We start from the raw sequence: 11275 nt of genomic DNA, 5'->3' as shown, positions 1-11275 counted from the left end.
CAGCCGCACCACCAGCACCGTGCAGGCGCCGCAATCGCCTTCGTTGCAGCCCTCCTTGGTGCCGGTCCGGCCGCAATGCTCCCGCAACCAGTCCAGCACGGTCAGGGTCGGCGGGACAGCCGAGAGTTCACACAGCGTATCACCCAGATAGAAGCGGATATGGTCGCGCATCGTTCGGTTCCGTCGAGCAAGTGACATGCCCCGGCAGGGGCAAATGTCCTGGCTGCCCACCCCCCATACAGGACAGACAACCGGAACGCGGGCCGGCCCACCTCCCCCGAGGCAATCCGATCCCGCTCAGTTTATGACCCGAAACCTTCGGGGAAAGAAACGGGCGAGCGTCAGGCCCGCGCGTGATGACGCACGATACGCCGGCGCATCGTCCCTCTCCCCACATTATCGGGCCCAGGCATCACGCTGCCATGCATGGAGCATGCCAGCCGGCGGCCGGTTGGGGAATGGTGCAGCCTGTAACAATCCTCGTAACGTTTTCCGACTTGCGCGGCGCGCGCAAAGCCTAAAACCTTGCAGCATGACCCGCTCCAGCGCCCTCTCCCCCTCCCTGACCCAGACCACCGTCCGGGAACGGTCGGCCGGTGCCCCCCGCCGCGCCAGCACCGGGCAGATCCTGCACGCCGCCGAACGGGAATTCGGCCGGGACGGCTACAAGGGGGCGAGCATGTCCGCCATTGCCGCCGCGGCCGGCCTGCCCAAGGCCAACATCCATTATTATTTCGGCACCAAGGAGGATCTCTACCGCGCGGTGCTGGAAAACATCCTGGACAACTGGCTGGGGGACGCGACGGTCTGGATTCACGCCGGTGCCTCCCCCCGGGCGGCGCTGGAAGGCTATGTCCGCGCAAAAATCGCCTTCTCGCGCGACCGGCCCGATGCCTCGCGCATCTTCGCGCACGAAGTCCTGCAGGGCGCACCGAATATCCAGACCTATTTCAACAGCGCGCTGCGCCAGCACGTCCAGACCCTGGAAGATGTCTTCCGCATCTGGCAGCGCAGCGGGCAGATGCGCCTGATCAACGGCTCGCACCTCATGTTCTGCATCTGGGCCATGACCCAGACCTATGCCGACATGAGCGCACAGATCGGCGCCGTACTGGGCAGGGCCACGCTCGCACCGCACGATTACGACGACGCCGCGTCCACCATCATCGCGCTCGTCCTGAACGGGATAGAAACGAATTAATATCAGCCATTTGCTTATGTCAGCTTCTGAACATCCGTAACGTCCCGCAACCGCATCGGCGGCAATATTCCGGCCATACGGTTATCTGACGACACGATCCGCCTGAAACCCGCCGCCCGGCAGATCCGGCCAGAGGCCCGCCGGCCGCGGCACGGATCGCATTGCGGGAGAGCAGAGATGAGCAATTCGGGTGTCCTTCAGGCTGGCGGCAACATCACCGTCGACGGCACGGCGCTGTGGACCGACATCCTGGAAACCGCGCGGTTCGGCAGCACACCCAAGGGCGGCATCCGGCGCCTGACCCTGACCGAGGAAGACCGGCAGGTGCGCGCATGGTTCGCCGCCGCCTGCACTGCCCTGGGCTGCACCGTCAGCCACGATTCGATGGGCAACCAGTTCGCCCGCCGGCCGGGGCGCGATGCCGGCCTGCCGCCCATCACCATGGGCAGCCATCTCGACACCCAGCCCACCGGCGGCAAGTTCGACGGCATCGTGGGCGTGCTGGGCGGGCTGGCCGTCCTGCGCGCCCTGCACGCATCGGGGTTCGAGACCCGCCATCCGATCGAACTGATCAACTGGACCAACGAGGAAGGCGCACGCTTCGCCCCCGCCATGCTGGCCTCCGGCGTATTCGCCGGAATCTTCACCGAGCAGGAAGCCCTCAACAAGACCGACCGCGACGGCATCCGCTTCGGCGATGCGCTGGCGGCGATCGGCTATCGCGGCGAGGCGCCGTGCGGCCAGCACCCGGTCGCGGCCTATTTCGAACTGCATATCGAACAGGGACCGATCCTGGAAGCCGAGGGCAAGACCATCGGCATCGTCACCGGCGTGCAGGGCATGCGGTGGTACGAGGTCACGCTGACAGGGCGCGACTCCCATGCCGGCACCACGCCCATGACCATGCGCGCAGACGCCCTGCTGGCGGCGGCACGGATCATCGAGGCTGTCAGCACCGTCGCCCTGGCCCACGGGCCCGATGCCGTCGGCACGGTCGGGCTGATGGAAAACCGGCCGAACAGCCGCAATGTCGTCCCCGGCGCGGTCTTCTTCAGCATCGACCTGCGCCACCCGGACGATACGGTGGTGTCGGCGATGGAAACCGACCTGCGCGCACGCATCGAACGGATCGTGGCCGCTGCCGGAATCGGGTTGGCGATGGAGCGGGTATGGGATTCGCCGGCGGTGCATTTCGACCCGGACTGTATCGCATCGGTCCGCGCGGCCACCGACTCCTTCGGCTACCCGGCCCGCGATATCGTCTCGGGCGCGGGGCACGATGCCGCCTATCTGGCCCGTGTCGCCCCCACGACCATGATCTTCGTCCCATGCGCCGGTGGACTGAGCCATAACGAGGCGGAAAGCGCCGCGCCCGCCGATGTCGCCGCCGGGGCCAACGTGCTGCTACGCGCGGTGCTGGACGCCGACACCAGGCTGAATGCCTGACACGCCAGATCAGCGGGTCACCGGGGCAAAAATCATCTAGCCCGGCGGCGCGACCTGTTCCATCCTCCGATGGTTGCGAAGCCGTGACGGTCATCCTTTCGCCGGGCGGATACGCATCTTCGATCTCAGGAGCCTCGCGCGATGTCGCCTACCAATCACGACGCGTTCTGGATGCCGTTCACGGCCAACCGGCAATTCCGCCGGACGCCGCGCATGCTGGTCGCGGCCGATGGCATGTATTACACGTCCGAGGACGGGCGAAAGGTAATGGATGGTTGCGCCGGCCTGTGGTGCGTAAATGCGGGCCATAACCGCCCCCGCATCACCCAGGCCGTGCAGAAGACGATCGCGACGCTGGATTTCGCCCCGACCTTCCAGATGGGCCATCCGCTGGCCTTCCAGGCCGCCGACCGCATCGCAGCCCTGGCACCGGGCGATCTGAACCACGTCTTCTTCTGCAATTCCGGGTCCGAAGCCGCCGATACCGCGCTCAAGATCGCCATCGCCTATCACCGCGTACGCGGCGAAGGCGCCCGCACCCGCCTGATCGGGCGCGAGCGCGGCTATCACGGCGTCGGCTTCGGCGGCATCTCGGTGGGCGGCATCTCCGGCAACCGCAAGCTGTACGGCTCGCTCCTGACCGGCGTCGACCACCTGCCGCATACGCTGGACCTGGAACGCAACGCCTTCAGCAAGGGCCTGCCGGCCTATGGCGCGGAACTGGCCGACAATCTGGAACGGATCGTCGCCCTGCACGATCCGTCGACCATCGCCGCCGTCATGGTCGAGCCCATGGCCGGGTCGACCGGCGTGCTGCCGCCCCCCGTCGGCTATCTGAAGCGCCTGCGCGAGATCTGCGACAAATACGGCATCCTGCTGATCTTCGACGAGGTCATCACCGGTTTCGGCCGCATGGGCGGCACACCCTTCGCGTCCGAGAAATTCGGCGTGCTGCCCGATATCCTGACCTGCGCGAAGGGCATCACCAACGGCACCATTCCGATGGGCGCCGCGATCGCGCGCGACCATGTCTACGAGGCCTTCATGAACGGCCCCGAAGCCGGGATCGAACTCCCGCACGGCTACACCTATTCCGGGCATCCGGTGGCCTGCGCGGCCTCCCTCGCGACCCTCGACACCTATGCCGAGGAAAATCTGTTCGAGCGCGCAGGCGACATCGCCCCCTATTTCGAGGAAGCAGTCCACGCCCTGCGCGGCCTGCCCCACGTCATCGACATCCGCAATGTCGGCCTGGTCGCGGGCATCGAACTGAGCTCCCGCCCCGGCGCGCCGGGCGCGCGCGCGTACGAGATCTTCGACCGCGCGTTCCACAAGGGCGTGCTGCTGCGCTACACCGGCGACGTGCTGGCCGTCTCGCCGCCGCTGATCATCCAGAAATCGGAGATCGACCAACTGTTCGGCACGATCGCCGACATTCTCCGCACGGTCGATTAAGAGCGGTCTGCAAAGCCGCCCCAGGCCCGACGCAATCCGCCTCTCCCGGCGATCCGCACGACACGGCACGGCACGGAGCACGCATGGCAGACACCACGCCCGCCGGATACGATCCCGGCCTGTATAATGCCGACCTGGCACCGGTCCCGCCCGCGCGGCGGGACTGGACGTGGCTGAACATGGCCACGGTATGGATGGGCATGGTCCACAATATCGTGGTCTACGAGGCCGCTGCGGGGCTGATGGCCCTGGGGTTCTCGGCGTGGGAATGCCTGGGCGTCGTGGCGGTCGCCTACATGGTCCTGTTCCTGGCCATGTGGTTCAACGCCCGGGCCGGGACGCGATACGGCATTCCGTTCTGTGTGCTGATCCGCTCCGCCTTCGGCCCGTCCGGCGCGCAGGTTCCGGTGCTGCTGCGCGGATTCTGCGCGATCTTCTGGTTTTCGGTGCAATCCTACGCCGCCTCCCAGGCCGTCGATGCCATCCTTTCCACCCTTATCAGCGGCTGGAGTTCGCTGAACGTCTCCCTCCTCGGCATGCGGGTGCATATGTGGCTGGCCATGGCGCTGATCTGGGCGCTGCATGCCTGGATCGCCGGCCACGGCGTGCATCGCATCCGCAATTTCGAACTGGTCGCCGGCCCGCTGGTCATTGCCATCGGGGCGCTCGCCACCATCTGGGCGCTGCGGGTCGGGCACGGGCTAGGCCCGCTGTTCGCCCAACCTTCGCGGCTGCACGGCACCGCCTTCTGGTCCGCCTTCGCAATGGGCGTGACCGGCATGATCGGCATTTGGGCAACCTTCGCGGTCAATATCCCCGACCTGTCACGCTTCGTCAGGTCAGAGCGCGATCAGGTGATCGGCCAGGCGATCGGTCTGCCGGTCACGGCCCTGGTCTTCACCCCCATGGGCATCATCACCACTTCGGCCACCATGATCCTGTTCGGCCGGCCGATCTGGAACCCGGTCGAACTGCTGCTGACGCTCAATCACCCGGTGGTCACGGTCCTCGGCGGGGCAACGCTGGTCCTGGCCACGCTGTCGGTCAATATCGTGGCCAATATCATGCCCGCCGCCTACGATCTGATGAACCTGATGCCACGCCGGCTGAATTTCGACCGCGCCTCGTCCCTGGTCCTGGTCCTGGGCGTATTCTTCGTGCCCTGGCTGTGGTTCGACGATGCGGCAAGCATCTATCAGGTGCTGAACGTGGTCGGCGGCCTGCTGGGGCCCGTCACCGGAATCATGCTGGCCGATTTCTATCTGGTACGTCGCCAGACGCTGGACGTGGCCGCCCTCTATCGTCGCGGCGGCCGCTATGATGGCCGCGACGGGTGGAATCCCCCCGCACTGACGGCGTTCGCGGCTGGCGGCGTCATGGCATCGGCCGGCCAGTTCCTGCCTGCCCTGGCCGCGTTGAACACATTGTCCTGGTTTGTCGGTGTCGCAGCCGGCGCCGTTGTCTATCTGGCGCTATCCCCCCGGCAGGAAAGTCCGCAGGCCAGCGAGAGCGTATCGCCCTCCGGCGCCTGACCCCGCATCGGGCGCCGCCCCTCACGGGGTATAAGACGAATCCCGGATCGCATGCCCAGGTTCGAAATGCGCGATCCGGCAGGCATGGTCCTGAAGTTCCTCGCCCGATGCACGATCGCCCGACACGGGCTTGACCCTGTCGTCCAGCAGAATGAAGCCGGGGCGGCCACCGGGCCAGATCGTACCCACCACGACGAGCGTATGCCCTCCCATCTCGCGTGCCGGATCGGCCAGGGAAGCCGCCAGGCGCCGAAACGGATAGGCACCGTCCAGATTCTGCCCGTCGATCCGGGTGGCACGATAGTGATGGCCCGCCAGATCCAGGGAGGTCCAGCCGGCGCCGATATGGGGGCGCGCCCAATGCAGCGCCACGCGGATTTCGGGCGCCAGGCAATCGATGTGAATATGCAACTGGTTCTGCGAGCGCCCATGTTGCGAATTAATCGCCAGCGCCATCGTCTCGCGCGGCATGGTATGGCCCAGCCGCGCCAGCGCGCGATCGACCTGGTGCCAGGCCGCGCCGAAATAATCGGGCGCGTCGGAGCGCAGGATCGACGGGTCTTCCATGCCGGTAACCCGGTCGGTCGGAATCAGCAGATATTGCGCCGCTCCGTCGCGATCCTTCAGCACCGCATAGCCCCGGCTGGGGTCCACCACGGCACAGGGCGCGGGTGAATTCTCGCCAAGCTGGTTCGGCACGCAGCGCCCATGGACAATGTTCCACAGCACGTTCGGATCATGATCGGGCCGGGGCGGACCATTCGCCCGGGCAGTCGCCAACAACACGCCCGCCGCCATGGCGGCGGGGACAAGGCACGCCAGCACACGACGCCTCATGCCGTGCCGGCCTCCTCGATCCGTGCGGGCAGCGCAAAGGCTTCGGCCAGCCGGTCCAGCCGGCGCCGCACGCTCTCGCCGCGCACCACGCCGCGCCCCCGCGCCAGATGCAGCGTCACTTCATCCGCCGACAGCTTGACCCATGTCCCGTCGAGCAATTCCTCGGTGCTGCCACAGACCGTATAGGCCAGCCGCAGCGCCAGTCCCAGGACGAGCGCCCGCTGGAAATCCTCGGCCGTCAGCAGCAGCCGCGACGGCTGCAGGAAATCATGGTTCAGTTCGGCTTCATAACGCACCGCCAGCGTCAGGGCGACGAAGGCGCGGGCCTGATGGTCGAACCCCACACCCTGCATGCGCAGCACCCGCAGATAAGTCTGCTCGGCCCGATATTCCGGATGATCGTAGGACCCGATATCGGACAGCAGGCACGCAGCCCGGCGCAACCGCCGCTGGGGCGTGCTCTCGCCGGGAAAGAGCGGGGCCGTCCAGTTCATCAACTGGTCCGGCAGCGTCTCGCTACGCCCCAGCCGACGGCACATTTCCCGTGCCACCGCCTCCTGCGGGTCCAGCGCCGCGACCGACGCCGCGACCCGGCGCATGTACCAGCCCTCGCGCAGCCCATCGACGCAGAAGATCACGCTGGACGGTTGCAGCCGGCGCAGCAGGCGGCGCAGCACGATGGCGGCAAAGGGCACGTCCTCCAGCCGCTTGCGCGGCGCGCCGGGCACTCGTTCCAGCGTGCGGCGGGGCGTGTTGATCACCCACTCGGACATGTCCCGCGCACCCTCACCCGACAGGGTAAAGAGATGCACGATGTTCAACGGATAGTTGGTCCGGGCAATCTGCAGGCGCGCCAGCGCGCGGAAGGCCCCACCGACCAGATAGAGCGGCCGGCCCACCACATCGTCCAGCCAGCCGACCTGCCCGATATCGGCATCGGCGATGGTCCGCGCCTTCTGCAAATCGCCCTCGGCACGATCGTTCAGCCGAATCACCCCCAGCCGCAGGGTGCAGGCATCCAGCTTGCGCCCCGCCGACAAGCGGATCAGCTCCAACGACCCGCCGCCGATATCGGCAACCAGCCCATCAGCTTCGGGCAGGCCGCACAGCACGCCGGTCGCCGAATAATCAGCCTCTTCCTCGCCCGACAAAATGCGGATCGGCACACCGGGCATGCGTGCGCGCAGGGCGGCGACAAATTCCGGACCGTTGGTGGCGTCGCGCACGGCGGCGGTGGCCAGGATCTCGAACGGGTCGGCATCCATGCCCCGCGCGATGGCATGGAACCGGTCCATGACCTGCATCGCCAGGCCCACGCCTTCCTCGTTCAGCCGCCCGGTGGCGTTCAGTCCCCGCCCCAGGCGCAGCACCGCCTTTTCATTGAAGATCGGAATCGGATTCCGCGAAATACCGTCGAACACGACCAGCCGGACGGAGTTCGACCCCAGATCGACAACGGCCGAGCGGCGATGCGGAACCCGGATCATCGGGCCCGGCACATGCGAACGGCGACCGGCGGAAGCTGCGTCATGCTGTAACCTTCACTGAAACCCTCAATCATCGAGAATCCGGTCCTGATGCCGCGGCAGCGGCGTGCTGACCCGAATGGCGCTGTCCTGCGCGGCCAGCCCCCGCCCGGACAGCGAAGGATTGGTCATGAAGTAATCATGGGCCGAAAACGGCTTGGCACCGGGTTCAAGCCGCCGCCACACGCCGCTCTGCTGCAGGACCCAGGATTGCAGATTATCCTTCAGGTCCGTGACCATGATCTGGTCCAGCACCTGCGCATGTACCGTGGGGTCGCGCATCGGTACCATGCTTTCCACCCGCCAGTCCATGTTCCGCACCATCCAGTCGGCCGACGAGATATAGATCTTCGCATAGCGCGAGGGCAGCCGGTGCCCATCGCCGAATGCGAAGATCCGGGCATGTTCCAGAAACCGCCCCACGATCGACTTGACGCGGATATTCTCCGACAGCCCCGCCACCCCCGGCCGCAGGCAGCAGATCCCCCGCACCACCGCCATGATCCGCACCCCGGCGCACGATGCGCGATAGAGGCGATCGATCAGGTCCGGATCGACCAGCGAATTCATCTTCAGCCAGATCTGCCCGGGGCGCCCGGCCCGGACATGCTCGATCTCGGCCTGGATCAGCTCTTCCAGCGTGCGGCGGATCGTCACCGGCGAAAAGGCGATAGCCTCCATCCGCGCCGGCATGGCGTAGCCGGTCATGTAGTTGAACAGCCGCGCCGAATCCCGCGCCAGCTCCGGGTCGCAGGTAAAGAAGGACAGGTCGGTATAGATCCGCGCCGTGATCGGATGATAATTCCCGGTGCCGAAATGCGCGTAGGACCGCAGCGTCCCGCCCTCGCGCCGCACGACCAGGCTGAGCTTGGCATGGGTCTTCAGGTCGGCGAAGCCGAACACGACCTGCGCGCCGGCGGCCTCCAGCGCACGCGCCAGGCGGATATTGGCTTCCTCGTCGAACCGGGCGCGCAGTTCCACCATCGCGGTGACCGATTTCCCGGCTTCGGCCGCCTCGATCAGCGCCTTGACGATCGGACTGTCCCGCGAAGTCCGGTACAGCGTCTGCTTGATCGCCACCACTGCCGGGTCCTGGGCCGCCTGCCGCAGGAACTGCACCACCACGTCGAAACTCTCGAACGGATGATGGACGATCATGTCCTTCGCGCGGATGGCGGCGAAGCAATCCCCACCGAAATCAAGCACCCGTTCCGGAAAGCGCGGCGTGTAGGGCGGAAACAGCAGTTCGGGCCGGTCGTCCACGATCAGCTGCTTCAGGTCCACCACGCCGATCAGGCCAGGCTGGATCTCGATCTCGTCGGGCGGCACGTTCAGGTCGTTGGCCACCGCCTGCCCCAGATCGGGCGGCATGCGGGAATCGATATCCAGATGGATCACCACGCCCCGGCGCCGGCGCTTCAGCGCGGTCTCGTAGGAGCGGACCAGATCCTCGGCTTCATCCTCGAATTCCACGTCGGTGTCGCGGATCACCCGCAGCACGCCCCAATCGCCCGCCATCATGCCGGGGAACAGCCGGTCGATGCACAGCGCGATCATGTTTTCCAGCATGATGAACCGGGCAACACCGGGGGGCGACAGGCTGGCCGGCAGCCGGATGAACCGGTCGATCTGGGCCGGCAGCAGGATCATCGCGCTCATGACGAAGCGCCCGGTGTCCTTGCTCATCAGCCGCAGCGACAGCGCCAGTCCCATATGCGGAATAAAGGGCATAGGATGCGCGGGGTCGATCGCCAGCGGCGTCAGGACGGGAAAGACCCGGTCCATGAAGCAGCCATCCAGCCATTCGCGGTCGGCCTCGGTAATGTGGTCCAGGCCGCAGACCACGATCCCGGCTTCGGCCAGCAACCCGCGCAGATCCTTCCAGATCCGCTGCTGCTCGCGCAGCAGGCGGGCGGTGCGGGTGCGCACCGCCGCAAGCTGCTGCGCCGGGGTCAGCCCGTCGGGCGACATGCTCAACAGCCCCTCGCGCACTTGCCCCACCAGGCCGGCAACGCGGACCGAATAGAACTCGTCGAGATTCCCCGCGCTGATCGACAGGAAACGCAGCCGCTCCAGCAGCGGGTTGCGCGGATTATCCGCTTCCTCGACCACGCGCTGGTTGAAATCGAGCCAGGAAAGCTCCCGATTGATGAACCGGGCGGGGGAATGCATGTCGATCGGCGGCGGCGGCGGTGTCTGCGCGGCTGGCGCCAGCTTCCGCCGCGTCGCAGGCGCGGCGGCACGCTTGCCGGCTGTCCGTCCGGATGTCCGGCGCGCGGGCGTTTTCCCCGTCGGTCTGGTCAATCCAATCTCCTGCCACAAATCCGCCTTCGTTCGTCAAACTAAGCGGAAACACCCCGCGATGCCAACGCGTAGGGCTTAGGAAACGGGACCATCCCCCATCCGGTCGGGCGCCATCTCCTCATGGTCCAGCAGGTCATGCAGCGCCGACACCGCCAGTGCACGGGTCACGCGCCGTCCCGCCGCCAGCCCAGCCTGATCCAGCCGTATCGCGGCATCGCGAATGGCCGAGGCCGTGCGCGGCAGGCGGCGCAGCAGCCATTCGGTCACCGGCTGGCTGACCACGATCTGCCGGTCCGCCAGATGACGCAGCAGCAGGATCCGCAGCAGCGCATCCTCGGGCTGACGCAGTTCGATCGCCATCGTCGCGCGCAGCCTGCTCGCCAGGTCCGGCAGCACCACCGGCCAGCGCGCGGGCGGCAGGCGCGCCGCCATCACCAGCGCAATCCGCTGCTCGCGGGCCGCGTTCAGCAGATGCAATATCGCCTGCTGGTCCTCCGCGCGGTCCGCATCATCCACCGCCACGGCGCGGAACATATTCGCCGGGCCATCCAGCAATTCACCCAGCGTCGCCCGCGTGACATCCGCGCCGCGCAGCAGCACGGCTCCATGCTCCTGCGCCCAGATCTCCAGCAGGTGGGTCTTGCCGGCACCGGCCGCGCCCCACAGCGCCAGCCTGTGCTCGGGCCACGGGTTCGCCCCCAGCAGCCAGGCCCGTGCCGCGCCGTTCGACGCCGCCGCGACAAAATCGGTCCGGACGAACCGGCTGCGATGCCCAAAGGGCAACGCAAGCTGGTCTGCCCCGCCTGCCAGCGCCTGTTCGCCCGGATTCTGCACCGCCTGTTCAACCACTGCTTTGCGTGCCGCCTTCGCCTGCCGTAAAGGAACCCTGAGCGTTTACCCTACCTCGCCCCATTCTTCGACCCCCGCCGTTACGACGGGGCGACGGACGGGGCGCGGCGACGACGAAGGCCCCG

General features: G+C 66.9%; 9 protein-coding genes. 4 read left to right on the top strand and 5 right to left on the bottom strand.

Features of this window, described 5'->3' with window-relative positions; genetic code table 11:
• Positions 1-171, bottom strand: a 171-nt coding sequence (locus HLH35_RS11980) for a 2Fe-2S iron-sulfur cluster-binding protein (RefSeq protein WP_182979350.1), incomplete at its 3' end; no start/stop codon positions are given.
• Between the two features lie 361 nt (positions 172-532).
• Between HLH35_RS11980 and HLH35_RS11975 the strand changes: the two genes are divergently transcribed.
• From HLH35_RS11975 to HLH35_RS11960, 4 genes are all read left to right on the top strand, one after another.
• Positions 533-1201: a TetR/AcrR family transcriptional regulator gene (locus HLH35_RS11975; RefSeq protein ID WP_182979349.1), complete on the top strand. Its 669-nt coding sequence runs from the start codon at positions 533-535 to the stop codon at positions 1199-1201.
• Positions 1202-1378: 177 nt separating this feature from the next.
• A complete protein-coding gene (locus HLH35_RS11970; protein ID WP_182979348.1) occupies positions 1379-2647 on the top strand; it encodes a Zn-dependent hydrolase in 1269 nt (422 codons plus the stop codon).
• 141 nt (positions 2648-2788) lie between these two features.
• Positions 2789-4102, top strand: coding sequence for an aspartate aminotransferase family protein (locus HLH35_RS11965; RefSeq protein WP_182979347.1), 1314 nt, complete (start codon positions 2789-2791; stop codon positions 4100-4102).
• An 83-nt stretch (positions 4103-4185) separates the two neighbouring features.
• Entirely contained in the window at positions 4186-5634 is a 1449-nt protein-coding gene (locus tag HLH35_RS11960; protein WP_182979346.1) for an NCS1 family nucleobase:cation symporter-1, read from the top strand.
• 21 nt (positions 5635-5655) lie between these two features.
• Here the strand turns inward: HLH35_RS11960 and HLH35_RS11955 are convergent, their stop codons facing one another.
• The 4 genes from HLH35_RS11955 to HLH35_RS11940 form a co-directional block, all read right to left on the bottom strand.
• Positions 5656-6471 (bottom strand): CDP-diacylglycerol diphosphatase, encoded by an 816-nt coding sequence (locus HLH35_RS11955; protein ID WP_182979345.1) that lies wholly within the window; start codon positions 6469-6471, stop codon positions 5656-5658.
• On the bottom strand, positions 6468-7958 hold the full coding sequence (locus HLH35_RS11950) for a Ppx/GppA family phosphatase (protein ID WP_182979344.1): 1491 nt from the start codon (positions 7956-7958) through the stop codon (positions 6468-6470). The genes HLH35_RS11955 and HLH35_RS11950 overlap by 4 nt, the downstream gene beginning before the upstream one ends.
• Before the next feature lie 66 nt (positions 7959-8024).
• A complete protein-coding gene (locus HLH35_RS11945) occupies positions 8025-10169 on the bottom strand; it encodes an RNA degradosome polyphosphate kinase (protein ID WP_246385049.1) in 2145 nt (714 codons plus the stop codon).
• A 207-nt stretch (positions 10170-10376) separates the two neighbouring features.
• Positions 10377-11150: a P-loop NTPase family protein gene (locus HLH35_RS11940; protein ID WP_182979342.1), complete on the bottom strand. Its 774-nt coding sequence runs from the start codon at positions 11148-11150 to the stop codon at positions 10377-10379.
• Between the last annotated feature and the right edge of the window lie 125 nt (positions 11151-11275).

Origin of the sequence: Gluconacetobacter asukensis (genome assembly GCF_014174375.1) — a bacterium.
Classification (GTDB): domain Bacteria; phylum Pseudomonadota; class Alphaproteobacteria; order Acetobacterales; family Acetobacteraceae; genus Gluconacetobacter; species Gluconacetobacter asukensis.
This window is presented reverse-complemented; position numbering and strand designations above follow the sequence as displayed.